The sequence below is a fragment of the Veillonella sp. 3913 genome (assembly GCF_003992235.1).
Lineage (GTDB): Bacteria > Bacillota > Negativicutes > Veillonellales > Veillonellaceae > F0422.
The window spans coordinates 105,522-131,523 of sequence record NZ_RQVF01000004.1 but is presented as its reverse complement, the minus strand read 5'-3'; the positions used below and the strand labels follow the sequence as shown (position 1 = coordinate 131,523).

Here is a 26,002-nt window from a genome sequence, read left to right as displayed (position 1 = left end):
AGAACTTTAGTGATTGCTGCTGTTAAAGTAGTTTTACCATGGTCAACGTGACCGATAGTACCAATGTTAACGTGTGGCTTATTACGTTCAAATTTTGCTTTTGCCATTTTGAATTGTCCTCCCGGATAATTAAAACTTTATATATAGTAATCCTGTGGGGCTATAGGCCCCACTAGATACACTTTTGATTAGCCATTTTTCTTAGCTTGAATTTCTTCAGCAATTTTCTTAGGCACTTCTTCATAATGATCGAATGTCATGGAGTAGTTACCGCGACCTTGTGTTTTGGAACGAAGGTCAGTAGCATATCCGAACATTTCGCTCAATGGAACATATGCTTTGATATGTTGGGAGCCGTTGCGAGCTTCCATTCCATCCATACGGCCACGACGGGAGTTCAAATCACCGATTACGTCGCCCATGTATTCTTCAGGAACTTCTACTTCAACAGCCATGTATGGTTCAAGTAATGCTGGGTCAGCTTTACGAGCACCCTCTTTGAAGCCCATGGAACCTGCAATTTTGAAGGCCATTTCAGAGGAGTCAACATCATGGTAAGAACCGTCAAATACGATAACTTTGATGTCAACCATTGGATAACCAGCGATAACACCGGATTCCATAGCCTCTTTAACACCGTTCTCAACTGGCCCAATGTATTCACGAGGAATAGAACCACCAACAACTTTATTTTCAAATTCGAAACCAGCACCTGGCTCTTGAGGAATGATTTCCAACCAGCAATGGCCGTATTGACCTTTACCACCAGATTGGCGAACGAATTTACCTTCAGATTTAACTGCTTTACGAATTGTTTCGCGGTATGCTACTTGAGGTTTACCTACATTACAGTCAACTTTGAACTCACGGTTCATACGGTCAACGATGATGTCAAGGTGAAGCTCACCCATACCGGAAATGATTGTTTGACCAGTTTCTTCATCAGTACGAACTTTGAAAGTTGGATCTTCTTCAGCCAAACGAGCTAACGCCATACCCATTTTTTCTTGGTCCGCTTTAGTTTTTGGTTCCACAGCAACAGAGATAACTGGTTCTGGGAATTCCATGGATTCAAGAATAACTTGCGCTTTGTCATCGCAAATTGTATCGCCAGTAGTAGTATCTTTAAGACCTACTGCTGCAGCGATGTCACCAGCGTACACGCGGTCGATTTCTTGACGGCTGTTAGCATGCATTTGCAAGATACGGCCGATACGTTCTTTTTTACCTTTTGTAGAGTTGAATACATAAGAACCAGACTCTAATGTACCGGAGTACACACGGAAGAACGCTAATTTACCAACATAAGGGTCAGCCATAATTTTGAAAGCTAACGCAGCGAAAGGACCGTCATCAGTGGAAGGACGAGTTGTCTCTTCACCAGTGTTAGGGTCGATACCTTTAATCGCTGGTACATCTGTTGGAGCTGGCATGTAGTCAACTACAGCATCTAACAACATTTGTACACCTTTGTTTTTGTAGGAAGAACCGCAAAGAACTGGGAACAATGTGTTTTCACACACAGCTTTACGAAGAGCTGCTTTAATTTGTTCTTCAGAAATTTCTTCACCTTCCAAATATTTTTCCATCAATTCGTCATCAGTTTCAGCAACTGCATCCACTAACATTTCACGACGCTCTGCTGCAACATCAGCATATTCTTCTGGAATTTCAGTGATTTCGTATTCTTTTCCGTCATCACTGATGTAGATTTCAGCTTTCATAGTTACCAAGTCAATGATACCTTTGAAAGTGTCTTCTGCACCGATAGGCACTTGGATAGCTACGCTATTAGCACCTAAACGAGCTTTCATCATATCAACTACGCGGAAGAAGTCAGCACCTACTGTATCCATTTTATTTACATAAGCGATACGAGGTACGCCGTATTTATCCGCTTGACGCCATACTGTTTCAGATTGAGGCTCTACGCCACCTTTCGCACTGAATACAGCTACGGAACCGTCTAATACACGAAGGGAACGTTCTACTTCTACTGTAAAGTCTACGTGACCAGGAGTATCGATAATGTTGATGCGATGACCTTTCCATTGAGTAGTAGTCGCAGCGGACGTGATAGTGATACCACGTTCTTGCTCCTGCTCCATCCAGTCCATCGTAGCAGCACCTTCATGTACTTCACCGATTTTGTGAACTCGACCAGTATAGTAAAGGATACGTTCCGTTGTGGTTGTTTTACCAGCATCGATGTGAGCCATGATACCGATATTACGAGTTTTCTCTAAAGAAACTTCTCTTGCCACTATATTTCTCCTTAACTAATTACCATTTGTAATGAGCAAATGCTTTGTTAGCCTCTGCCATTTTATGAGTATCTTCTTTTTTCTTAATAGCTGCGCCAGTATTATTGAACGCGTCCATTAATTCGCCTGCTAAACGTTCTTTCATAGTGCGTTCACCACGAAGACGAGCATAGTTTACCATCCAGCGAATACCTAGAGATAAACGGCGATCAGCACGAACTTCAACCGGCACTTGGTAGTTAGCACCACCGATACGGCGAGCACGTACTTCTAACACAGGCATTACATTTTTTAAAGCCTGATCAAAAACTTCCATAGGGTCTTGACCCATTTTGGAACGAATAATTTCAAATGCATCATATACGATGGATTCAGCAATGCCTTTTTTGCCATCGTACATTACTTTGTTAATGAAACGTGTTACTAATTTGCTATTGTACACCGGATCTGGTAGTACATCGCGTTTCACAACAGGGCCTTTTCTTGGCATGTCAATTCCTCCTTTAACGATGTGTGTTCTCTAATCTTATGCTAAATTATTTTTTAGCACGTTTCGCGCCATATTTGGAGCGGCTTTGCATACGATTTTGTACGCCAGCTGTATCCAATGCACCACGAACGATGTGATAACGCACACCAGGAAGGTCCTTAACACGACCGCCTCTGATAAGTACAACGCTGTGTTCTTGTAAATTGTGACCAATGCCTGGGATGTATGCAGTTACTTCAATACCGTTTGTCAAACGAACACGGGCAACTTTACGAAGCGCGGAGTTCGGTTTTTTAGGCGTAGCTGTGTATACACGAGTACAAACACCACGTTTTTGTGGACACTCTTTCAAAGCTGGAGAGTCAGATTTACGCACTAAAGTTTTACGGCCTTTACGTACTAACTGGTTAATAGTTGGCATGTGGGCACCTCCTTTCCAAACAATTAGATTTATAATTGATCCGCTCGATAATATATCGTTCGGATATTACCAAAACTAGCGAAGCACGCCGATTGCGGCAGCTCCTACTTTAATATGAGCAGCTTGCCCAAGTTCTTCCATCGTATGATTTCGATCTACAGGCACATTGTGCTCTAAACAAATTTCCAGAATCGGCAAGATAATTCGGTCATCGCTATCAAGACCTACAAATACACACTCTACTTCATCGCGTCCCACGGCTTTGCGGGTTTGTTTCGCTCCTATTATGAGATTTGCATTTGAAAGCATATCGATTGTCATATGCGTCTCCTTCTTATTCGTTACTTGCTTTAGGGCGCACTGCTCCTTAAGCACTTTACTAGTTTACCATTGTTTATATGCCCTGTCAAACGATTTTATCCCTTACAAATCGCTAGAATAAAGCATTTTATATGTACATGCTTCCGTGCGGTTCAAAAATATGTTTTTCTGTATATTTTGAGTTGGTTTTATACAGTTATCGCGCTTTATTTGTATGTATATGCATTGCATTTTCTTTTTTGTATTTTATCTATGCAAAATTGATATAATAAAATTATTTTTTTATATGACATAAAGAAATAAGCGGATAACTTCCTGCAGGTTGTTATCCGCTATACCTTCCAACAATGTTAACTAGCTATCTATGCTCGTCTGATTGTCTTATATTATTCTGCTGTCTCTACATCTGTAGTTTCACTTGCTACATCTGCACTGACTACTTCTGTATCCACTACTAGATCTTCTAATTCAGGCGTATGTTTTACTACCTTAATTTTACGATAGCGGCTCATGCCTGTACCAGCTGGTATTAATTTACCAATGATAACATTTTCTTTTAAGCCAAGTAATGGATCAATTTTACCTTTTATCGCTGCTTCTGTAAGAACACGTGTTGTTTCTTGGAAGGAAGCTGCTGACAAGAAGCTGTCGGTTGCCAAGGCTGCTTTGGTAATACCCAATAGTGTACGAACACCAGTAGCTTCTTTTTTACCATTTAAGCGTAAACGACGGTTTTCATCTTCAAATGTATTTACATCGATGGAATCTCCTGGTAATACATCTGCATCGCCAGCATCTTCAATTTTCACTTTATGTAACATTTGACGAACGATAACCTCGATGTGTTTATCGTTAATTTCTACACCTTGAGATTTGTATACTTTTTGTACTTCATATACTAGGTAACGTTGCGTTGCTTCTGTACCCATTACACGCATAATATCATGAGGGTTAATGGAACCTTCTGTTAAACGTGCGCCTAAAGATACTACGTCACCATCTTTCACAATGATGCGAGATCCATAAGGGATTAAGTAATCAAACTCTTCACCCTCAGCTGTAGTAATGAAGATCGTATTGGTACCTTTTTTATTATCGTTAGGAACGACACGTACAGTACCTTCTACTTCTGCAATGATAGCATTACGTTTTGGACGACGTGCTTCAAACAATTCTTCGACACGAGGCAAACCTTGTGTGATATCATCACCGGCAACACCGCCTGTATGGAATGTACGCATTGTTAACTGTGTACCTGGTTCACCGATGGATTGTGCCGCAATAATACCTACTGCTTCACCAACTTGTACTTGTCCACCAGTACCTAAGTCACGGCCATAACATTTCATACATACGCCATATGGAGAACGACAAGTCAATACAGAACGGATTTTCACTGTGTCGTAATGTTTTACTACTTCATCAGCTAATTCATCAGTAATTTCACCATTCAATGGAACGATGACTTCACCAGTTTCTTTATTGATTAATTCTTCTGCCGCTGTACGGCCCACGATACGATCTTTCAATGGTTCGATAACGCCAGTACCTTCCACGATAGCTTCTACTTCAATGCCATGAATTTCATTGTTGCGTACTTGAACTTCTTTTACATCAGAGTTCAAGATAGCTTCGATAGCTTCTTCTGTTAATGCTGTATGGGCAGGGAAGATTTCTACACCTTCACTATCAATAACAGGATACACAGTATCTTTACCCAACATATTTTCAATCATTGTATTGCGTAATGTCGTACGAATGGTATCGTCCACTTCACCTAACGCAATGGTTTGAACAATGTTAGTATGGTTTATGTCGCTATCGCTACCCAATTGTGCGCCACGTAATGCGATAGATTTCACTTGAGATTCTGCTAATGCTTCAATAGTTGCTTCTGTTACGATGCTTTCAGCATCAGCAATCACTTCCCCAGTCATAGGATCTACTACATCGCGATCTAACACACGACCGATTAAATCATCTTTTAAGTATGTTAACGCATCTTTTGTATTACGCGCTAAACGAGCTCTTTCACGAGCTAAGTCGATACCTACCACATCGCAATCTTCCTCACGAACGATTACGTCTTGAGATACGTCAACAAGACGACGCGTTAAGTAACCGGAGTCAGCTGTACGAAGGGCTGTATCGGCCAAACCTTTACGAGCACCGTGAGAGGACGTAAAGTAATCCAATACAGTCAAACCTTCTTTAAAGTTTGCTTTAATAGGCAAGTCGATGATACGACCAGATGGGTCCGCCATCAAACCACGCATACCCGCCAACTGACGGATCTGTTGTTTGTTACCACGGGCTCCGGAAATCGCCATCATATATACTGGATTGAACCCATCTTGGTCAGCCGCCATATTATCCATCATGGCTTCTGTTACATTGTCGATAGCTTCATTCCAAAGTTCAATCGTTTTACGGTAACGTTCTTCTTCTGTAATTAAACCACGACGATATAGACGGGATACTTTATTAACTTCTGTATCTGCTTCTTCTACGATACCAGCTTTTACTTCTGGTACTTTGATATCCGCAATAGCAATTGTCATACCAGCACGGCGAGCGAAGGAGTAGCCCAAGGATTTAATACGGTCCAATAGTTCTGCAGTTTTTTCGTTGCCGAACGCTTGGAAACATTGGTCGACTAATTTACCAACCATTTTCTTATCCATGACTTTACCCAAGGACCATGTGCCGTCTTCTTCTTTCACAAATTGACGGATTTCTGGATATAAAGCTTCGTTGAATATCAAACGACCTGCTGTTGTTTTAACTAGACCATATCCTTCGATACGAATGTAGATAACGTCTTGTAAGCCGATGGCACCAGAGTCATATGCCAACATCACTTCATCGTAATTTGCAAAACGTTTTGCCTTATCTTCTGTACCTTTACGAACTACTGTTAGGTAGTAAGTACCCAAGATCATATCCTGAGATGGAACTGCTACTGGTTTACCATCTTTAGTAGATAAGATGTTATGGGATGAAAGCATCAAGGTACGTGCTTCTGATTGTGCTTCTACGGACAATGGTAAGTGACACGCCATTTGGTCACCGTCAAAGTCGGCGTTGAAGGCTGTACATACTAATGGATGCAATTTGATAGCACGGCCTTCCCAAAGGATTGGTTCGAAGGCTTGGATACCTAATCTATGCAATGTAGGGGCACGGTTTAGTAATACTGGATGTTCTTTAATAACTTCTTCTAAAGCTTCCCAAACACCAGCACCGATACGCTCTACTTGACGTTTTGCGGCTTTAATATTGCTAGCTTGTCCACGTTCTACCAAACGTTTCATAACGAATGGCTTGAATAATTCCAATGCCATCTCTTTTGGAAGACCACATTGATGCATTTTCAATTCTGGACCAACTACGATAACGGAACGGCCGGAATAGTCAACACGTTTACCCAACAAGTTTTGACGGAAACGACCTTGCTTACCTTTTAACATATCGGATAAGGATTTCAATGGACGGTTGCCAGGACCTGTCACAGGACGGCCACGACGACCATTGTCAATCAACGCATCCACAGCTTCTTGTAGCATACGTTTTTCGTTGCGCACGATAATATCAGGAGCGCCTAAATCCAGTAAACGTTTTAAACGGTTATTACGATTGATAACACGACGATACAAATCATTCAAGTCAGAGGTAGCGAAACGACCACCATCTAATTGCACCATTGGGCGCAATTCAGGTGGGATAACTGGCACTACATCCATAATCATCCATTCTGGGCGATTACCAGATTGACGGAATGCTTCTACTACTTCTAAACGGCGAACGGCACGAACTTTACGTTGACCTGTAGCAGTTTCTAATTCACTGCGCAACTCATCATTCAATGCTTCTAAGTCTAATTCGCAAAGTAATTCTTTAATCGCTTCTGCACCCATATCGATACACACGAATGTATTCTCTTCTAAGGCACCAAGCTCTAATTTTTCTTCACGAGTTAATACTTCGTATTCTTTTTCTTCTTCTGGAATTTCTGTATTCGCCGCAAGCTCTGCATTCACTTCTTCTTTGTGTTTTGCAGAGTTGATTAATTGCAAACGTTCACGACGTTGTGCAATGGTTTCAATGATGACACTTTTACCACCGATTTTATAGTCAGCATCATTGAACATGGCTTCGTATTCACGGAATTCAGTTTCAAATAACAATTGTTGTTTAGACAATGGAGATTGACCTGGATCCACCACGATATACGCAGCAAAGTATAATACACGTTCCAAGGAACGAGGGGATATGTCAAGGATCAATCCCATGCGAGATGGGATACCCTTGAAATACCAAATATGAGACACTGGTGTAGCCAATTCAATATGGCCCATACGTTCACGACGCACTTTAGCACGAGTAACTTCTACACCACATTTATCACAGACAACACCTTTATAACGGATGCGTTTATATTTTCCACAATGACATTCCCAGTCCTTTGTTGGTCCGAAAATGCGCTCACAGAATAAACCATCTCGCTCTGGTTTTAAGGTGCGGTAGTTAATTGTTTCAGGTTTTTTAACTTCTCCATGAGACCACTCCAAAATTTGTTGTGGTGAAGCTAAACCGATTCGCATGGAATCAAATTCATTTACGTCTAGCACTGTATGCTCCCTCCTTTACGAGATAGTGGTACTTACTCATTATCAGAAGATTCTACATAGCCACTGATTTGGCTGATAATATCATCTTCTTCACCTGCTGTTACAGGCTCTTCTTCTACAATGTATCCGTCAGGTGTTCCTTCTACTGTGGAAGCTTCTCCTTCTGCTGTAGCTTCAGTTGTACCTTCTTCCATCACTTCACGAATATCATCATGACGCGGTACATCCTCATCATCTAATTCTTTGATAAGAACTTCTTCTTGATCTTCATTCAAGATTTTTACGTCAAGGCCAATACTTTGCAATTCTTTCAACAATACTTTGAAAGATTCAGGTACACCAGGTTCAGGAATATTTTCACCTTTTACGATTTTTTCGTAAGCTTTTACACGGCCCACAACATCGTCAGATTTCACAGTTAACAACTCTTGTAGTGTATACGCTGCGCCATACGCTTCAAGAGCCCACACTTCCATCTCACCGAAACGTTGTCCACCGAATTGAGCTTTACCACCCAATGGTTGTTGTGTAACAAGAGAGTACGGACCAGTAGAACGAGCATGGATTTTATCATCTACTAGATGGTGAAGTTTTAACATGTATACGTAACCAACGGTAACTTTGTTATCCATTTTCTCGCCTGTACGGCCATCGTATAATACAGTTTTACCATCATCATCACGACCAGCTATGCTAAGTGTATCGAACACATCACTTTCATGAGCACCATCAAATACTGGTGTCGCAATATGAATACCAGCCACGTCAGGTTTTGGCATACCATACATATCATAGTCATAACCAAATTTTTCCAATTCAGTACGTAAATGACTACGTTTTTCACGAACTTGCTGAATCGTTTCAATCACATATACTACACGACGAATTGCACGCAATTCCTCTTCTAAGGCTGGCTCCATTTCTGGACGTTCGGCTTCTACATCATCAAATGTTTCAATGCCTAATTCATAGATACGTTTTTCTTCAGCCAATAAGAAGTTATAGCGTTTTTCTCCACCAAGATCTTCAAATTTTTCTTGAGCTCGATGTAAAATTTTATCTAAGGCTACTACTTTTTGACTATCAATTTGTTTATCTGTTTCAAGGTAGTTAGCAATCATAGGATCTGCAATGGCTTGTTCTAAACTTTCAATTTCTGCATAGATATCTTTGATGCCATCAATTTCATCCCAATATGTACCGTTTAATTTAGCTTCTTTCAGTACTTCTTTGATTTTTAGATCAGTTGCCTTAATTTGCATACCTAATCCTTGTACTGCCCAACCTAAATGCGTTTCCAATACCTGTCCGATGTTCATACGAGACGGTACGCCTAATGGGTTCAATACGATTTGTACTGGTGTACCATCTGGTAAGAATGGCATATCTTCTTGACGCATAACGCGAGAAACGACACCTTTGTTACCATGACGACCCGCCATTTTATCGCCTTCGTGGATTTTACGTTTTTGCGCAATATATACACGAACTACTTTATTAACACCTGGTTGTAATTCATCACCGTTTTCACGCGTGAAGATTTTAACGTCCACGATTTTACCTGCTTCACCATGTGGTACACGCAAGGAAGTATCGCGAACTTCACGTTCTTTGTCGCCAAAAATAGCGCGTAATAAGCGTTCTTCTGGAGTTAATTCAGTTTCCCCTTTAGGAGTTACTTTACCAACTAAGATGTCACCAGGTTTAACTTCTGCACCGATGCAGATAATACCATTTTCATCCAAGTTTTTAAGGTTATCATCACCAGTATTTGGCAATTCACGAGTGATTTCTTCGGCACCTAATTTCGTATCACGAGCATCACATTCGTACTCTTCGATATGGATGGATGTGTAGATATCTTCTTTACAAAGTTCTTCACTTAATAAAATCGCATCCTCGTAGTTATAACCTTCCCAAGGCATGAACGCTACCAATACGTTGAAACCTAATGCTAATTCGCCCCCATCTGTAGCTGGACCATCTGCCAATACTTGACCTTTCACCACGGATTGACCACGGTATACGATTGGTTTTTGGTTAAAGCACGTAGATTGGTTAGAACGCATGAATTTGTTCATTTTATATACGTCTACACGACCATTATCACGTTGTACATGGACTTCATTACCCCAACAACGTGTAACAATACCAGCTTCTTTTGCTAATACGCAAACGCCGGAGTCTGTTGCCGCTTTGTATTCCATACCTGTACCTACTAAAGGTGCTTGTGCACGAAGTAGAGGCACCGCTTGACGCTGCATGTTCGCACCCATCAAGGCACGGTTCGCATCGTCATTTTCTAAGAATGGAATCATAGCAGTACCGATAGATACTACTTCTTTTGGGCTTACGTCCATGTAGTCTACTTTATCTGGAGATACTTCTAATACATCATGACCACGACGACATGCAATGTTCTCAGATACGAAGTAACCTTCTTCATCAATACGAGAATTCGCTTGGGCAATTGTCATGCCTTCTTCTTCATCTGCTGTCATATATACAACTTGGTCTGTAACACGAACTTTCAATACTTTGTTAGCATCTTCGCCTGTACCATATACTTTTTCAATTTTACGGTATGGTGCTTCAATGAAACCAAATTCATTCACTTTCGCATAGTTAGACAAGGAGTTAATCAAACCGATGTTTGGACCCTCTGGAGTTTCGATTGGACACATACGACCATAATGGGAATGATGCACGTCACGAACTTCGAAGCCTGCGCGCTCACGAGATAAACCACCAGGTCCTAACGCGGACAGACGGCGTTTATGTGTCAATTCACCCAATGGGTTAGTTTGGTCCATGAACTGAGACAACTGGGAAGAACCAAAGAATTCTTTGATCGCTGCCACAACTGGACGGATATTCAATAATGCTTGTGGTGTAATAACAGATACGTCTTGGATTGTCATACGTTCTTTTACCACACGTTCCATACGAGTTAAACCGATACGGAATTGGTTTTGTAACAATTCGCCTACGCAACGAAGACGACGGTTACCCAAATGGTCGATATCATCAGTTTGACCAATGTTTTCGATCAAGTTCATCATGTAACTTACGTTAGCAATCATGTCTTCACGAGTTACTGTACGATGGCTGAATGGCAAATTGCTGTTGTTACAGATGACTTTTACCACAGTACCTTCTGTATTTACTACGAAGAACTCAGGTACTACATCGCCACTGTACACACCGCTATTAGCCACTACATCAAGAACTTCTTCGTTCACATAAGTATTCGCTTCTACGATGATTTCGCCATTTTCATCTACGATTGGTTCTGCCAAAGTTTGACCGAACATGCGTTGACGCCAGCCTAATTTTTTATTTAATTTATAACGACCTACACGAGCTAAATCATAGCGACGAGGGTCAAAGAATAAGTTATCGAATAAGTTACGAGCACTTTCCACAGTTGGTGGTTCGCCTGGACGAAGTTTTTTGTAGATTTCTACTAATGCTTCATCAGAGGATTGTGTGCTGTCTTTTTCTAATGTACGAAGTAAACGTTCATCGTATTCAGGATGACCATTTTCGTCCACTTGTCCATTCCAGAATAATTCCAAGATGGATTCGTTAGTTTCCCAACCTAATGCACGTACTAATACTGTAGCTGGTAATTTACGGTTACGGTCGATACGTACGGACACAATGTCGTTCGCATCTTTTTCTAACTCGATCCAAGCACCACGGTTCGGAATCACTGTGGAATCATACAAACGGTTACCCATGGTATCGATACTGCCACCGTAGTACACACCTGGGGAACGAACTAATTGGGATACGATAACACGTTCCGCACCATTGATGATGAAAGTTCCTGTATCTGTCATCAATGGGAAGTCGCCCATGAATACTTCTTGTTCTTTAATATCTGGATTTTCTGGATCATTGTTAACGAGACGAACATTGACGCGCAATGGTGCTGCATACGTAGCATCACGATTTTTACATTCGTTAATGTCATATTTTGGTTCTCCAAGGCTGAAACCTTCAAAGGAAAGAGCTAACTTTCCTGAATTGTCTTTAATCGGAGAAATATCGTTAAAAATATCTTGTAAACCGCTCTCTAAAAACCACTCATAGGACTTGCGTTGCACGTCTAACAAATGTGGCATTTCGAGAACTTCGTTGATCTTAGCGTAGGTATATCGAGTACGCTTACCCACTTGCTCAGGTTTGAACATGTTCTTTTCACCCCTCATAAAAATTGGCTTACATATTCTATAACGGTATGACTGCAGACGATTCCAGGTCTCAGTTTTCCTGCTGACCAATGACAAAATAAGCAAGGCTCGTAATTTTTTCTTGTGAACCTTGCTTTCCTCATTTCAGCACAACCTTGGATATATTCCTTCATCAATTCAATGTTATAGTTACTTTTTTGCAATTAAATATTATAATCTTCTTATATCTATTTGTCAATAGCTATTATACTGAAAGTTCTCCATAGTACGAATACCATGTAATACTCCATATCATTAACGACAAAAAAAGACTTGATACACAAACATTTTATTCGTTCGTATCCAAGTCCTTTTTCTTTACCATCTGCACGGCCCCTACTGGGCATATGGCATAACAGTCACCACAGTGAATGCACATATCCTGATGGATGACATAGCGATCACCTTTGCGTGTAATAGCCTCTGCAGGGCAATCCATAGCACACCCTGCACAACAAACACAGGTATCATTAATATAAAAATACATAAGCAAGCCTCCTAGCCTTAGTATACTACGAGGCTCCCCACATGTCACTCTTCCACAATACACTGACACATCTTCATAGTCAATAGTGCCGCTTCATGGGATTCTTGTGTCACCCCTGCACAACATTTCGGATCCACATGAAGTGGAATTTCTGGCAATCCTGCTTTTAGAATCAAAGCATTGGAAACCACGCAAATATCCGTACATAAACCAATCAAGGTTAAAGATTCGATAGGTTCCTCTTCGTGCATTCCTTTAAGATGAGCCAACAAATCTAAGGACCCAAAGTTAGGTTTATCTAGTACATCCACCCGTTGACCTCGTTCACGAGCCACTTCCAATAGATCATCAGCAATCTCCCAACCTTTAGTGCCACGGGCACAATGTTCCACTGGCAAATGTTTACCCTCTTGGCTTTCAAGGTAACTACTATCGTGTGTATCACGAGTGAACACCATAGGACCAGTAAAATTGCGGATTTTTTCACGTACCGCCGGTACAATAGCCTGCGCCTGCGGCGAACCTAATGTTCCATCAATAAAATCATGTTGCATATCTATCACAATCAATACGTTCATAGGGCATCTCCTTTGTTAGAAAGTAGGCAAGGAAATGATACATTCCCTTGCCTTACCTAATTGATAGTACTTAAACCTTTGACTACTTATGCTATTATCATTATCCTTTGACTACGTCAGCGCAACGAGCACATAATGTTGGATGATCCCCATCTTGACCAACTGTGTCGCGATGAATCCAGCAACGTTCGCACTTTTCTAACTCAGATGGAGTTACCACGATGGATAATGCTCCGTCTTCTACTGTTACTGCGTTGTCTGGTGCTTTGTCACGGCCTTCCACTACATGCGCTTCAGACACGATCAACAAGCTAGCTAAGGAAGCACCGAATCCAATCAATGCTTGGTACGCATCGCCATCTGCATAGATAGTGATGGATGCATCCAAGGAGTGACCGATCGCTTTATCACGGCGAGCGCCTTCTAAAGCTCTTGTCATTTCACTACGAAGGTCTAACATCGTTGCCCAACGAGCAGACAATTCCCCGTCCACATGCTCTGCATGACCTTGTGGCCAATCTGCTAGCATCACGCTTTCTTCCATACCATCTTCTTTTGGCATGTATTGCCATACTTCTTCAGCTGTGAAAGAAAGAACTGGGGACACCATTTTAACTAATGTTGTCAAGATTTCGTAGATGGCAGTTTGTGCACTACGACGAGCTACGTTGTTTTCTTTCTCTGCATACATTGTATCTTTCAACACGTCTAAGTAGAAGGAAGATAAATCTACAGTACAGAAGTTATGAATTGTGTGATACAAGATGTGGAATTCATAGTTTTCGTAAGCATTTGTTACTTTTTGACGAACTTCTTCTAAACGATGCAACGCCCAACGATCCAATTCTGTTAACTCTTTATAAGCTACTTTATCAGTGTTAGGGTTAAAGTTATCTAAGTTACCCAACAAGAAACGGAATGTGTTACGGATTTTACGATATACTTCTGCCAATTGTTTTACGATATCTTTGGACAAACGCACGTCTGCTTGGTAATCTGCAGAGGATACCCACAAACGCATTACGTCAGCGCCGTGTACATCGATGATATCGGAAGGAGCCACTGTATTGCCTACAGATTTAGACATTTTACGGCCTTCCCCGTCCACTACGAAACCGTGAGTCAATACGGCGTTGTATGGTGCATGACCACGTGTAGCGATACCTGTTAACAAAGAAGAGTTAAACCAACCGCGATGTTGGTCAGAACCTTCTAAGTACATAGCGCAAGGCACATCCATTTCATTTTGTTCCAATACGCCAGACCAAGAGCTACCGCTGTCGAACCATACGTCCATGATATCTGTTTCTTTGTGGAAAGAATCATGTCCACAAGATGGACATGTGAATCCTGCTGGCAATAATTCTTTCGCTTCATGAGCCCACCAAGCATTAGAGCCTTCTTTGGCAAACCATTCTTGTAAGGAAGAGATAGTATCATCATTGATGATGTGCTCTCCACAATGGTCACAATAGTAGATAGGAATTGGCACACCCCACGCACGTTGACGAGAGATAACCCAGTCCCCACGGTCTGCGATCATATTATAAATACGGTCATGGCCCCATTTAGGAATCCATTGTACTTGTTCATCGATGGCTTTCAAAGCTTCTTGACGGTAGCCATCCACAGAGGAGAACCATTGTTCTGTAGCACGATAGATAACAGGGTTTTTACAACGCCAGCAATGAGCATATTGGTGACGGATATTACCTTTTTGCACCAATGCACCATTATGAGCTAAAATTTTGATCACTGATACTTCTGCATCATGGATTTCAACACCAGCTAGTGGTTGTTCTGTGTCACCATAGCGAGGTTCATCTACTTTCGCAATGTAACGACCAGTAGCATCGACTAAGGATAAAATATCAAAATCGATTTTACCTGCATCTTTGTATGCTTTTACTACATTAAAGTCATCTTCACCATGAGCAGGAGCTGTATGTACGCAACCTGTACCAGCGTCTAATGTAACGTGAGAACCCAACAAGATAGGAGCATTACGATCTGCAAATGGATGTTTAAAGTTCGCCAATTCTAATTCGCTACCTTTGAACGTATTCAACACTTCATAGGATTCTACGCCCATTTCTTTGGTAGCTGTTTCGATTAAACCATTCGCTAATAACCATGCCTCATCGCCGATTTTCACCCAAGAGTAATCTAATTCTGGATTCACAGAAATCGCTTGGTTGGCAGGCATTGTCCAAGGAGTTGTTGTCCAGATGACGGAAAACAATTTGCTAGTGTCAAAACCTGCTGGCAATGTGCTGTCAGCACCGTTTACGTAAGCAAATTTAACATAGATGGAAAAAGATTTTTTCTCAGCATATTCAATTTCCGCTTCCGCCAAAGCAGTTTCACAATGCGTACACCAGTACACAGTTTTCAAACCTTTGTAGATGTAGCCACGTTTCGCCATTTCACCAAATACGCCGATTTGTTTCACTTCGAACTCAGGGCGCAATGTTAAATAGGGACGATCCCATTCACCAAGCACACCGAAACGGATGAAATCTTTCTTTTGTTCTTCTACACAATTCAATGCGTATTCACGACATTGATTGCGAAGATCCAATGGACTCATTTCATGACGATTCAAGCCAGTGTTTTTGATAACTGCATGCTCGATAGGAAGGCCATGTGTATCCCAACCAGGAATGTATGGTGTGTAATGGCCTTGCATCGTTTTATATTTCATCACAATGTCTTTTAATGTTTTGTTCAAGGCATGACCAATGTGCAATTTACCATTCGCATAGGGAGGGCCATCGTGCAAAATAAAAGATTTTTTACCTTTATTTTTCGCTAAGCGTTTTTCATAAATTTTATTATCTTCCCAAAACTTGATAAATTCTGGTTCGCGCTTTGGCAAATTACCGCGCATAGGAAATTCTGTTTCAGGCAAGTGCAAGGTCTTACCATAATCCACTTCATTAGACATTGTATTTCTCCTCTCAATAAAAAAAGCACCCGCTCCCCGAAGGGACGAATGCAAATCCGTGGTACCACCCTACTGATGATTCTTGTGAAAGTTACCCCCAACGAATCATCGCTCAAACATATAACGGTGTCCACCGATGTGAGTACCCCCAGTACGGGCTCCCCAACATATACTCAAAAGTGATCCGCCATGCATTCACCCATGAGGCTTTCACCATCCCTCACTCGCTCGGAGCTACCTTGCATGACCGTCTTTATCAACGTATTAACATATATCGTTGTCAAATACAGATACAATTATATACTATCTGCAGAGTAGTTGCAATAGACCCAATCACATTCTATCCATGTTAGAAACGTATATCCTCTGACTGTGACACTATTATATAGTCAAACGGTCGTACTTCCTCATACATCATAAATGCTAGAACCATATGTATAAAAATCTACTCGGAATCCTACAAGAAACTATTAGAGGTATACCTAGATTAGGGGTATAATAAATCTCACCGATATGCTACCATAGATACATACATAGTTGGAATTTTATAGTAGGGTCACCTACACGTACATAGGAGTCAGTATGGAACTTTGGAAACGCACCTTATACGTTTGTTTATTCGGGGCCTTCATGGCATCGGTGGGGCTCAGTCAAGCAGCTCCCCTCATTCCCTTATATTTACAGGACCTAGGAGTCCACGATCAAGGATCTCTTGCCAATTGGTCTGGTATCGCCATGGGTGTCACCTATCTTATGGTGGCCCTCGTCTCACCTTTTTGGGGAAAACTAGCTGATAGAAAAGGAAGAAAATTAATTTTACTACGAGCTAGTTTTGGAATGATGGTCACCAATGCACTTCTTGGATTCGCACAAAGCCCTGAACATGTTGTGATGATCCGCATTCTAAATGGTATGGTATCTGGATTTTTTTCTGGATCCATTACGTTAGTAGCCACCCAAACTCCAGAGTCCAGAACTGGTTGGGCCTTAGGTCTATTATCCGCTGCCAACTTAGGAGGCTCCTTATTAGGACCTATGATTGGTGGTTATATGGGAAGTACCTTTGGTATTCGGTATGCTTTTTTTGTCGTATCCGCTTTACTAGGCATAGCTTTTTTATCTTCCTTATTATTCATAAAAGAAGACTTTACTCCTAAAGTAAAGGGCCCAGCTCCTTCTTTCAAAGACTTACAACAATCTATCTCCAATTGGAAAGGTCTTATCTTCGTATCTATCGCTTCTTTCATTTTTGCCTTCACTACCATGGCATCAGCTCCTATACTTTCTGTATTCGTGCAACATATTGTAGGCCGTGGCCACGAACACATCGCATTACTAGCTGGTTTAGCTTTCACATCTACAGGGATTGCTCAAATGTTAGCTAGCTCTGTACTCGGTCGCTACATCGACAAATTAGGCCCTCAATTCATTCTTTGGACAAGTTTTATTTATGTAGGATGCCTGACAATTCCACAAGCCTTTACAGATTCTATTATCGTCTTATGTATCATTCGATTTTTACTAGGCTTTGGATTAGGCGGACTATTGCCAGGAATCAACACCTATATTGCGAGTATTACACCAAAACATTTAGCTGGACAAATTTTTGCTTACAACCAGTCCACTCTATTCTTCGGCTACTTTATGGGCGCTGTAGGTGGTTCAGCCATCGTATCGCAATGGGGTTTTAGTACCATGTTTATCGTAACAGGTATGATTATTGCATTAACAGGAGTCTTCTTGAAAGTAACATTAGGGCGCACTACAACAGCCAGTCATTAGCATTATTCTTATAAACTACAAGATAATTTTCCATCCTATATACTATGCATTACATATGCTTTATGATGATGCACATATGACAAAATACATAGAATATAAAAACAGAGGTCCTATCATCAAGGCCTCTGTTTTTTATCGTGTTATATTGAAAACATTTTGAATCACTATCTACTATACTGACAGTGTAAACCTATAATGTATTAACCCCTGTTTCCAACGGGAACCCTTCATAAGTCACCCAATCGCTAGAACTGCCTACATACATAGCTGGTTCCACACCCACTTCTGCTAAAGCAATCATTAAGTTTGCTGCTGTCACACCGGAACCACAATAGGCAACGATAGGTTTTTCCACCTTAGTTAAGTCACCATACGCTGTTTGTAATTCTGCAATGGGACGTACACCATCAGCTGTAAATCCCCATTCATAGAAATGATTGATTGCTCCTGGTACATGTCCCGTCATGCCATCCATCGTATCCTCTACCGATCCATCATATCGCTGTGGAGCCCGCGCATCGATGATGACATGACTGTCAGTTTGGCTAGCGTGTAACACTTCATCACGGCTCATCACTAAATGGTCTTGTAATGTATAGGCCAACGGTTTTGAATCTGCCATAGTAGGTGTAGATTCTTGCGTCAATGGGTATCCTTCCCTATGCCAACGTTCAATGCCACCAGCTAGGACTTTCACATTGGTGAAACCCATGTATAGTAGCAAGAACCGCAACCGACCGGTAAAGGAAATCCACGCATCGTACACCACGATGTGAGAATCCATGGTCACACCGCATTCGCTCAAACGATTTGCTAAGACAGCCATGTCTGGCAAGGGATGACGACCACCGTGTACGCCTAAAGAACCACTCATGTGTGCATCCATATCGATGGCAAAGGATCCCGGAATGTGGGTTGCTGTATAGGCATCAAAGCCACGAGCATCGAGGACCACCACTCTATCTAATTGTTCATGTAATTCTTTCGGAGAAATTAAAACACTCATCATTACACCTCCTATATTAAAAGAATGCCATACACTCTATATAATCTAGTGTAACATAGATTAGTTTCGATGTGTATGGCATTTCTATTCATACATGTATGCTATGACATACTATTAATTTTTATCGGTTTTCATTACTCTTCATAAGAAAGGTTAATACTCATATTACCCTTTAATAGCTTGAAACGCTTCTTTTGCAATTTGTAATGTGTATGCCAAATCTTGATCGCTATGGCACGTAGATAAGAAGTTGCTTTCATATTGGCTGGCTGCATAATAGATGCCACGTTCCAAGTTGTAGTGGAAGAATGTTTTAAACGCTTCCATATCACAAGCGCTGGCGTCATCGAAGTTATGCACTGCTTTATCTGTGAAGAAGAGAGTAAACATAGATCCTACTCGTTGTACTACTACAGGTACACCTACTTCTTTCGCTGCTGCTTCTAATCCTTGGCATAAGGCTTCTGTAGATTCCTCTACTTGACGGAATGCATTCGGATATTTTTGCAACATAGACAAGGTAGCAAGACCTGCCGCCATGGCTACCGGATTACCACTCAAGGTACCTGCTTGGTACACAGGACCGGATGGAGCGATGGAAGACATGATTTCTTTCTTGCCACCGAATACCGCCATTGGTAAGCCACCGCCTACGATTTTACCTAAGCATGTTAAGTCTGGAATGACATTGTAATATTTTTGTGCCCCTCCAGAACTGGAGCGGAATCCGCACATCACTTCATCAAAGATGAGGACTGCACCGTGCTCTGTCGTTACTTCACGCAAAGTCTCCAAGAATCCTTCCACAGGAGGTACACAGCCCATATTACCTGCTACTGGTTCCACGATGATGGCTGCAATGCTTTCACCATGAGCCTCGAACAATTGGCGAACTGCATCAGAATCATTGTACGGCAATGTAATCGTATCCTCTGCCACACCAGTTGGTACCCCTGGACTGTCAGGCACACCAAAGGTCGCTAAGCCAGAACCAGCTTTTACTAGTAAGCTATCACTATGACCATGGTAACAGCCGATAAATTTCACAATTTTGTCACGACCTGTATAGCCACGAGCCAAACGCAAGGCACTCATAGTAGATTCTGTACCGGAGTTCACCATGCGTACCATTTCCATAGATAGATAGAAAGCTTGAATTTTTTTCGCCACTTCTGTTTCAAGTAGTGTTGGTGCTCCATAACTAGTACCACGAGGGATGGCTTCCAAAATGGATGCTACAATTTCAGGGTTCGCATGACCTAGAATCATAGGACCCCAAGACAATACGTAATCGATGTACTCATTGCCATCAATATCGTAAATGCGAGATCCGCTAGCAGAACTGATAAAAGGAGGATTGCCCCCTACACTGCGGTAAGAGCGAACGGGACTGTTCACACCACCCGGCATATATGTACGAGCCTCTGTAAAGGCTTGTTTTGATTTTTCTAAACTAAACATAATGGCTCCTATATTTCCACACTATTTTTCTTGTAGCCAACGTGCCACATCCAGGGCATGATAGGTAATAATCATCTTTGCTCCTGCTCGTTTCATGGATAGCAAGGTTTCCAAAGTAATGCGTTTTTCATCTACCAACCCCGCTGCCGCTGCTGTTTTAATCATGGCATATTCACCGCTGACATTGTAAACGGCTAAAGGACAATCGAAGTTATCCCGTACTTCGCGTACAATATCCAAATAGGATAGAGCTGGTTTAATCATAATGATGTCCGCCCCTTCGATGATATCTTGTTCCACTTCACGCAACGCTTCTAAACGATTGGCCTCATCCATTTGGTATCCTTTACGGTCTCCAAATCCCGGTGCAGAATGGACCGCATCACGGAATGGTCCATAATAGGCGGATGCATACTTCGCCGCATAACTCATGATGGATACATGGCTAAATCCCGCTGCATCTAAGGCTTCACGAATCGCAGCAATACGTCCATCCATCATGTCAGATGGTGCCACCATGTGAGCACCCGCTTTCGCATGGCTCACTGCTACATTACACAATAATGGCAACGTAGCATCATTAATGACTTCATGATGTTCCACATGACCGCAATGACCTGTAGATGTGTATTGGCAAAGGCATACGTCGGAAATCACGATCAACTCTGGCACTTCTTTACGGATCGCCATAATTGCTTGCTGTACCGGTTGTTCCATATCCCACGCAGAAGAACCATCTTCATCTTTGTAAGTAGGAATGCCGAAAATTTCGACTCCCTTAATACCTAAGTCATAGGCTTCTTTCGCCAATTTTACAGCCTCGTCCACGGACACATGATATTGTCCTGGTAAGGAAGAAATTTCTTCTTTCACCGCTGTTCCCGGAACAATAAATATAGGATAAATTAAGTCTTCTACTTGTAATGTTGTTTCACGAACCAACGCACGCATAGCTGGGCTGATGCGCAATCGTCTTGGTCGATTTCGTAATTCCATATTATGCCTCTTTCTATTTGCAATCGTTCAAGATTAGATCCACCATCGCAGGGATTGTAAAAGTTTCACCAATTAAATCTGGTTGAATCCCTTCTTCTACACAGGTAGCACCTGTAATCGGTCCAATGCAAACAACCTTCGTGTTTCCTAATAAATTCACTGCATCGGAGCCAAGCATATCTTTTGTATTCGTCACCGTAGAAGAACTTGTGAACGTAATGTAATCTACTTCACCTGCTCGCAAGGCTTCTTCTAAATATTCTTTATGGGACGTATCTTGTACCGTTTCATACAAACGCAATACCGTCACATCACATCCTGCCTGTGAAAGTCCTTTATAAATCACGTCGCGTGCCACTTTTGGTTGTACTAGCACAAAGCGCAAATCGCCTAGCGCTCGTTCTGGCCATACACGACTCTGTTCTACTGTAATGGTTTCCACCACAGATTCCGCTTGGTAATTCGGTGGCACGATGTCCGCACGAATGCCTCGATCTAATAAAGATTTTGCGGTAGCACTGCCGATAGCACATACTTTCATAGAACCTAACGCACGACTATCTAAGCCACGGTCTAATAAACCATCAAAGAAGAACCGCACCCCTTCGGCAGATGTAAAAATTAATCCATCGTAGGAAGATAAGCTATCATAAGCCACGTCCATCTCCTCTGTACGAGGTAATGCCTGTGTTTTGATAGCAGATGCTTCGATGACATGGGCCCCCAATTCTAGTAATCGTTCAGATAAGGCGCTAGCTTTACTACGAGCTCGTGTGACCACGATAGTTTTACCAAATAATGGTTTATTATCAAACCAACGTAATTGCTCCCGCAAAGATACTACTTCCCCAACGATAACAATAGCTGGTGCTTTCAATTGCGCTTTTTCTACATCTTCTACGACATGCTCCAATGTAGAGACCAACGTTTCTTGGATTGGTTTTGTTCCCCAACGGATGACTGCCACTGGAGTTTCCTTAGGACGACCATATTTGATTAAGTTTGTGGCAATGCTCGGCAAATTCGAGATACCCATCACAAAGGAGATCGTATCCACAGATTTGGCTAAGCCATCCCAATTCATACCAGATTCTGGTTTTGTTGGATCTTCATGACCTGTAACAATAGCAAAAGACGTCGCCATGGCACGTTGGGTGACAGGAATCCCAGCATAGGCTGGTGCAGAAATACCAGATGTAATACCAGGTACAAATTCAAATGGCACGCCCGCTTCTACCAAAGCCAACGCTTCTTCACCACCACGACCAAATACTAGAGGGTCGCCCCCTTTAAGACGAGCCACTACTTTACCTTCTAAGCCACATTTTACAAGAAGTTCGTTGATTTCCCATTGATGCATCGTATGATTGTTGCTTTTTTTACCTGCATAAATGATCTCTGCTCCTTCTTTCGCATAGGACAAGAAATGAGCATCTGCTAAATAGTCATAGACAATAACGTCTGCTTTTTCAATACATTCCTTACCTTTTAGAGTGATTAATTTATGATCACCCGGTCCGGCACCAATTAAATATACAATGCCTGTCATTTCAATACTCCTCTTTCTACTAAATCGTCAATGATGGCTTTACCCCCTTCTTCATAGAGAGCTTTCGCCAAGTTACGACCTAACATATCTGCTTTTTCTTTTGGTCCTGACAATTCACCTTCAAAACAATTTTTTCCATCTAAAGAAGCAATGATAGCTTTCAACGTTAATTGTCCTTTATAAATCGTCCCATGTACCCCCATCGGTACTTGGCAACCACCTTCGAGTTGACGAAGGAAACTACGTTCTCCACGAGTAGCCCACATAGTATTTTCATCGTGCAATACAGATAACATATCTAGCATTTCTGTATCATCCTTGCGACATTCAATGCCCAATGCCCCTTGACCCACAGCAGGAATCATTTCATCGCTAGTGAAAGTCTGTGTAACAACAGATTCCAGCCCCAATCGTTTTAACCCTGCCTCTGCTAATACAATGGCATCAAAGTTTTCTGTTTCTAATTTGTTCAATCGCGTTTGCACATTCCCACGAAGTACAGAAATCTGCAAATCAGGTCGTTGATTCAACAATTGTGCTTGACGGCGTAAACTACTAGTCCCTACCTTAGCACCTTGTGGTAGTTGATCTAGCGTTTTATATTTTGGTGATACCAAAGCATCACATGGTGTTTCACGCTCTGTAATAGCACCTAGTACCAAATCTTCTGGCAATTCTGTAGGCATATCTTTCAAGCTGTGTACAGCCAAATCGATGCTACCATCACGCATAGATGCTTCTAGCTCTTCTGTAAATAAACCTTTACCACCGATTTCAGCCAATGGTTTTTCTAAAATACGATCACCTTTCGTACTGTGATGGACTAACTCCACCTTGCACTGTGGGTAATGTTTGCGCAATGTATCTGCTACATAGTTGGCTTGCCATAAAGCAAGGGCACTACTACGGGTGCCTATACGAATTATGTCTCTCATAGTGTGTCGTCCTCCACTTCCAAAGCAAACATATCTTGGAATAACTTCCAATAATCTCGCTCTTCTTCTTTACCCGCTACTTCACCAAAATGAATCATTGGATCACGCAATAATTTACGTACCAACATGCGGGACATATTGCTAATAATCTTACGTTCTAGCTCTGTGGCATTAGGTAATTTTGCCATCGCGCGATGTACTTCACGTTTACGAATGGCTTCTGCTTTTTCACTAAGCAAGACCATAATAGGACGAACCGATAAATATTGTAATTTTTCTTCAATTTCTTGTAAGGCTTCTTCTAAGATAGGCTCTGCTTTTCGAGCTTCTTCTTCTCGTTGGTGTTTATTCGCTTCTACTACACTTTCTAAGGCATCAATGTTAAACAAATACACTCCGGGAATTTCTGTTACATCTGGGTTGATATCACGGGGAACAGCAATATCGATCATGACAATTGGTTTACCACCACGGCCATCCATGATTTCTTCCGCTTCTTCCCATTCAATCACATAATGAGGTGCACCAGTAGATGTAATAATAATATCTGCTACTTTGGCTTCTTCTACAAAATTGTCAAAATCAACGGCTTTACCATTGAATTGCTTTGCCAATTCTTCTGCTGTTTTGAACGTCCGATTGGACACGAAAATACTCTTTACCCCTTTAGCTTGTAAATGACGAGCTGTGAGCTCACTCATTTGACCAGCTCCCAAAATGAGAACCTTTGCCTCACTGATAGGAATATCTAAACTATCTTCCGCTAAATTGACTGCTGTATAACTAACAGATACTGGCGTATTCGCAATCCCCGTCATCGTACGCACACGTTTCCCTACAGCAATGGCTTTTTGGAAAATAATATTAAATACAGATGCTGTTAATCCCTTACTATAGGAAGAAATATAGGCCATTTTTAATTGGCTCAAAATTTGACCTTCTCCTAACACAAGAGAATCTAAACTAGATGCTACTCTAAATAAATGAGAAATACATGCCTTCCCTTCATACAGGAAAAACCATTTCTCATCTACGTCTACCGTTTCTTCACCTTTCAGATGCAGTAGTAAACGTATCATATATTCTTTTACATTCTCCATGTCATTTAGGACGACATAGAGTTCTGTGCGGTTACACGTCGATAAAAGGACGCATTCCTCTACTTCTTCATGAGCATAGATGTGATCCATAGCATGATCGAGAGCTTCTTTGGAAAAAGAAAATTTCTCTCGTACATCTACAGGTGCACTTCTATGATTCAGACCTAATACGACTAATTGCATGTACAATATTCTCCTTCACTGAGTCTCCTTGACCCTCTAATATTTGTATAAACTCCGATTCTCCTAAATTTGTACGCCAGAACTGCTCTCGTTCTTTTGGCGTATTTAATATATGCTGTAATTCTTGTCTCCATAGACGAATCTGAGGTAACCACTCGGCTAATATGCCGTACCTGGTTTCTATATCCTGTCTAAGCAAGCGACTCACTCGTGGGCTCACTTGATTGGTAAATATAGAAATCTCTAAATCACCAATCTCCGTAGCACTGCCGAATACCCAAGTAGAATCATCTTTCACATCAGCCCGATTAATGAAAGCTTGTACTTCTTGAGCATCTTCCATGACTTGCGCATTCACAGCAGGAATATCCGTAGCAATAATGACAAACTGTTGCCCTACCATATATTCTGACCTATAAGGCTTCTCTATCCATTGTAATACACCTGCTTTATGGTATGTTACAATGTCAGGCAATACATCAGGACTGACTACTATAATAGATGCCTCTTCGTCTATTAACTTTTCAATTCTACGCAGCGCTACTTGCCCTCCGCCGACTACAAGACAAGGCCTGTCTTTAAGTGAAAGTCCAACTGTTATCATCCTACTATC

General features: G+C 41.6%; 18 protein-coding genes. 1 reads left to right on the top strand and 17 read right to left on the bottom strand.

From position 1 onward, the window contains the following. From EO113_RS06280 to ileS, 10 genes are all read right to left on the bottom strand, one after another. A partial coding sequence (locus EO113_RS06280; RefSeq protein WP_149306083.1) for a GTP-binding protein occupies window positions 1-107 on the bottom strand: 107 nt, incomplete at its 3' end. An 81-nt stretch (window positions 108-188) separates the two neighbouring features. Next, window positions 189-2,264, bottom strand: coding sequence for an elongation factor G (gene fusA, locus EO113_RS06275; RefSeq protein WP_127135826.1), 2,076 nt, complete (start codon window positions 2,262-2,264; stop codon window positions 189-191). A gap of 19 nt (window positions 2,265-2,283) precedes the next feature. After that, entirely contained in the window at window positions 2,284-2,754 is a 471-nt protein-coding gene (gene rpsG / locus EO113_RS06270; protein WP_009353884.1) for a 30S ribosomal protein S7, read from the bottom strand. 46 nt (window positions 2,755-2,800) lie between these two features. Beyond that, the gene (gene rpsL, locus EO113_RS06265) at window positions 2,801-3,175 is read right to left on the bottom strand and encodes a 30S ribosomal protein S12 (protein ID WP_009353904.1); all 375 of its coding nucleotides are present in this window, start codon (window positions 3,173-3,175) and stop codon (window positions 2,801-2,803) included. A 75-nt stretch (window positions 3,176-3,250) separates the two neighbouring features. After that, window positions 3,251-3,496: a ribosomal L7Ae/L30e/S12e/Gadd45 family protein gene (locus EO113_RS06260; protein WP_009353939.1), complete on the bottom strand. Its 246-nt coding sequence runs from the start codon at window positions 3,494-3,496 to the stop codon at window positions 3,251-3,253. Window positions 3,497-3,882: 386 nt separating this feature from the next. Then, complete coding sequence (gene rpoC / locus EO113_RS06255) at window positions 3,883-8,127, bottom strand: DNA-directed RNA polymerase subunit beta' (protein WP_126941079.1); 4,245 nt, start codon at window positions 8,125-8,127, stop codon at window positions 3,883-3,885. Between the two features lie 32 nt (window positions 8,128-8,159). Then, window positions 8,160-12,326 carry a DNA-directed RNA polymerase subunit beta gene (gene rpoB, locus EO113_RS06250; RefSeq protein ID WP_127135825.1) on the bottom strand — a complete coding sequence of 1,389 codons (4,167 nt, stop codon included), beginning with the start codon at window positions 12,324-12,326 and terminating at the stop codon, window positions 8,160-8,162. 328 nt (window positions 12,327-12,654) lie between these two features. Next, a complete protein-coding gene (locus EO113_RS06245; RefSeq protein ID WP_009353935.1) occupies window positions 12,655-12,852 on the bottom strand; it encodes a DUF362 domain-containing protein in 198 nt (65 codons plus the stop codon). A 44-nt stretch (window positions 12,853-12,896) separates the two neighbouring features. Then, window positions 12,897-13,430 (bottom strand): cysteine hydrolase family protein, encoded by a 534-nt coding sequence (locus EO113_RS06240; protein WP_127011180.1) that lies wholly within the window; start codon window positions 13,428-13,430, stop codon window positions 12,897-12,899. Between the two features lie 100 nt (window positions 13,431-13,530). After that, window positions 13,531-16,365, bottom strand: coding sequence for an isoleucine--tRNA ligase (gene ileS, locus EO113_RS06235; protein ID WP_127135830.1), 2,835 nt, complete (start codon window positions 16,363-16,365; stop codon window positions 13,531-13,533). A 594-nt stretch (window positions 16,366-16,959) separates the two neighbouring features. Between ileS and EO113_RS06230 the strand changes: the two genes are divergently transcribed. After that, window positions 16,960-18,159, top strand: coding sequence for an MFS transporter (locus EO113_RS06230; protein WP_009353873.1), 1,200 nt, complete (start codon window positions 16,960-16,962; stop codon window positions 18,157-18,159). Between the two features lie 190 nt (window positions 18,160-18,349). On the opposite strand, the gene EO113_RS06225 is transcribed toward EO113_RS06230, so the two are convergent. The 7 genes from EO113_RS06225 to EO113_RS06195 form a co-directional block, all read right to left on the bottom strand. After that, on the bottom strand, window positions 18,350-19,165 hold the full coding sequence (locus EO113_RS06225) for a sulfurtransferase (RefSeq protein ID WP_127135829.1): 816 nt from the start codon (window positions 19,163-19,165) through the stop codon (window positions 18,350-18,352). Window positions 19,166-19,330: 165 nt separating this feature from the next. Further along, complete coding sequence (gene hemL / locus EO113_RS06220) at window positions 19,331-20,626, bottom strand: glutamate-1-semialdehyde 2,1-aminomutase (RefSeq protein ID WP_127135824.1); 1,296 nt, start codon at window positions 20,624-20,626, stop codon at window positions 19,331-19,333. Window positions 20,627-20,647: 21 nt separating this feature from the next. Then, on the bottom strand, window positions 20,648-21,622 hold the full coding sequence (gene hemB, locus EO113_RS06215) for a porphobilinogen synthase (protein ID WP_009353881.1): 975 nt from the start codon (window positions 21,620-21,622) through the stop codon (window positions 20,648-20,650). 13 nt (window positions 21,623-21,635) lie between these two features. After that, window positions 21,636-23,171, bottom strand: coding sequence for a uroporphyrinogen-III C-methyltransferase (gene cobA / locus EO113_RS06210; RefSeq protein WP_009353913.1), 1,536 nt, complete (start codon window positions 23,169-23,171; stop codon window positions 21,636-21,638). Next, window positions 23,168-24,106, bottom strand: a complete 939-nt coding sequence (gene hemC / locus EO113_RS06205; RefSeq protein ID WP_127135823.1) for a hydroxymethylbilane synthase — start codon at window positions 24,104-24,106, stop codon at window positions 23,168-23,170. Before hemC ends, cobA begins: the two co-directional genes overlap by 4 nt. Continuing rightward, window positions 24,103-25,389, bottom strand: coding sequence for a glutamyl-tRNA reductase (hemA, locus tag EO113_RS06200; RefSeq protein ID WP_062400922.1), 1,287 nt, complete (start codon window positions 25,387-25,389; stop codon window positions 24,103-24,105). Before hemA ends, hemC begins: the two co-directional genes overlap by 4 nt. Beyond that, a complete protein-coding gene (locus EO113_RS06195; protein ID WP_082717758.1) occupies window positions 25,358-25,993 on the bottom strand; it encodes a bifunctional precorrin-2 dehydrogenase/sirohydrochlorin ferrochelatase in 636 nt (211 codons plus the stop codon). The genes hemA and EO113_RS06195 overlap by 32 nt, the downstream gene beginning before the upstream one ends. Window positions 25,994-26,002: the final 9 nt, after the last annotated feature.

Bases quoted from the DNA above. Each gene is read 5' to 3' on its own strand.
- rpsG (WP_009353884.1), bottom strand. From the start codon at position 2,754: ATGCCAAGAAAAGGCCCTGTTGTGAAACGCGATGTACTACCAGATCCG.
- rpsL (WP_009353904.1), bottom strand. From the start codon at position 3,175: ATGCCAACTATTAACCAGTTAGTACGTAAAGGCCGTAAAACTTTAGTG.
- EO113_RS06260 (WP_009353939.1), bottom strand. From the start codon at position 3,496: ATGACAATCGATATGCTTTCAAATGCAAATCTCATAATAGGAGCGAAA.
- rpoB (WP_127135825.1), bottom strand. From the start codon at position 12,326: ATGTTCAAACCTGAGCAAGTGGGTAAGCGTACTCGATATACCTACGCT.
- EO113_RS06245 (WP_009353935.1), bottom strand. From the start codon at position 12,852: ATGTATTTTTATATTAATGATACCTGTGTTTGTTGTGCAGGGTGTGCT.
- EO113_RS06240 (WP_127011180.1), bottom strand. From the start codon at position 13,430: ATGAACGTATTGATTGTGATAGATATGCAACATGATTTTATTGATGGA.
- EO113_RS06230 (WP_009353873.1), top strand. From the start codon at position 16,960: ATGGAACTTTGGAAACGCACCTTATACGTTTGTTTATTCGGGGCCTTC.
- EO113_RS06225 (WP_127135829.1), bottom strand. From the start codon at position 19,165: ATGAGTGTTTTAATTTCTCCGAAAGAATTACATGAACAATTAGATAGA.
- hemL (WP_127135824.1), bottom strand. From the start codon at position 20,626: ATGTTTAGTTTAGAAAAATCAAAACAAGCCTTTACAGAGGCTCGTACA.
- hemB (WP_009353881.1), bottom strand. From the start codon at position 21,622: ATGGAATTACGAAATCGACCAAGACGATTGCGCATCAGCCCAGCTATG.
- cobA (WP_009353913.1), bottom strand. From the start codon at position 23,171: ATGACAGGCATTGTATATTTAATTGGTGCCGGACCGGGTGATCATAAA.
- hemC (WP_127135823.1), bottom strand. From the start codon at position 24,106: ATGAGAGACATAATTCGTATAGGCACCCGTAGTAGTGCCCTTGCTTTA.
- hemA (WP_062400922.1), bottom strand. From the start codon at position 25,389: ATGCAATTAGTCGTATTAGGTCTGAATCATAGAAGTGCACCTGTAGAT.
- EO113_RS06195 (WP_082717758.1), bottom strand. From the start codon at position 25,993: ATGATAACAGTTGGACTTTCACTTAAAGACAGGCCTTGTCTTGTAGTC.